At 51.9% G+C, this 1,579-nt stretch carries 1 rRNA gene; it reads left to right on the top strand.

Annotation, left to right across the window (positions count from 1 at the left end):
• Positions 1 to 72: 72 nt before the first annotated feature.
• Positions 73 to 1,579: ribosomal RNA gene (locus WCT94_RS20620) — 23S ribosomal RNA — on the top strand; the annotation flags it as partial.

Below are 1,579 nucleotides of genomic sequence, written 5' to 3'. Positions count from 1 at the left end.
TCAGTCTGTCAATGAGTCTCTCAAATAATCGCAGCGCGATGATGAATCAATCGAAACATCTTCGGGTTGTGAGGTTAAGCGACTAAGCGTACACGGTGGATGCCTAGGCAGTCAGAGGCGATGAAGGGCGTGCTAATCTGCGATAAGCGTCGGTAAGCTGATATGAAGCGTTATACCCGACGATACCCGAATGGGGAAACCCAGTGTGTTTCGACACACTATCATTATGTGAATCCATAGCATAATGAGGCGAACCGGGGGAACTGAAACATCTCAGTACCCCGAGGAAAAGAAATCAACCGAGATTCCCCCAGTAGCGGCGAGCGAACGGGGAAGAGCCCAGAACCTGAATCAGTTTGTGTGTTAGTGGAAGCGTCTGGAAAGTCGCACAGTAAAGGGTGATAGTCCCGTACACAAAAATGCACAAGTTGTGAGTTCGATGAGTAGGGCGGGACACGTGACATCCTGTCTGAATATGGGGGGACCATCCTCCAAGGCTAAATACTCCTGACTGACCGATAGTGAACCAGTACCGTGAGGGAAAGGCGAAAAGAACCCCGGCGAGGGGAGTGAAATAGAACCTGAAACCGTGTACGTACAAGCAGTGGGAGCATCCTTCGGGGTGTGACTGCGTACCTTTTGTATAATGGGTCAGCGACTTATATTCTGTAGCAAGGTTAACCGTATAGGGGAGCCGCAGGGAAACCGAGTCTTAACTGGGCGTTAAGTTGCAGGGTATAGACCCGAAACCCGGTGATCTAGCCATGGGCAGGTTGAAGGTTGGGTAACACTAACTGGAGGACCGAACCGACTAATGTTGAAAAATTAGCGGATGACTTGTGGCTGGGGGTGAAAGGCCAATCAAACCGGGAGATAGCTGGTTCTCCCCGAAAGCTATTTAGGTAGCGCCTCGTGAACTCATCTTCGGGGGTAGAGCACTGTTTCGGCTAGGGGGTCATCCCGACTTACCAACCCGATGCAAACTACGAATACCGAAGAATGTTATCACGGGAGACACACGGCGGGTGCTAACGTTCGTCGTGAAGAGGGAAACAACCCAGACCGCCAGCTAAGGTCCCAAAGTCATGGTTAAGTGGGAAACGATGTGGGAAGGCATAGACAGCCAGGATGTTGGCTTAGAAGCAGCCATCATTTAAAGAAAGCGTAATAGCTCACTGGTCGAGTCGGCCTGCGCGGAAGATGTAACGGGGCTAAACCATGCACCGAAGCTGCGGCAGCGACACTTAGGTGTTGTTGGGTAGGGGAGCGTTCTGTAAGCCTGCGAAGGTGGCCTGTGAGGGTTGCTGGAGGTATCAGAAGTGCGAATGCTGACATAAGTAACGATAATGCGGGTGAAAAACCCGCACGCCGGAAGACCAAGGGTTCCTGTCCAACGTTAATCGGGGCAGGGTGAGTCGACCCCTAAGGCGAGGCTGAAAAGCGTAGTCGATGGGAAACAGGTTAATATTCCTGTACTGGGTGTTACTGCGAAGGGGGGACGGAGAAAGCTAGGTTATCCGGGCGACGGTTGTCCCGGTTTAAGCGTGAAGGTGGGTGACTTTGGTAAATCCGGGTCATC

The sequence above is a fragment of the Pectobacterium sp. 1950-15 genome (assembly GCF_037136835.1).
GTDB lineage: Bacteria > Pseudomonadota > Gammaproteobacteria > Enterobacterales > Enterobacteriaceae > Pectobacterium.
The sequence above is the reverse complement of the archived record's forward strand: the minus strand, read 5'-3'. Positions and strand labels throughout refer to the sequence as shown.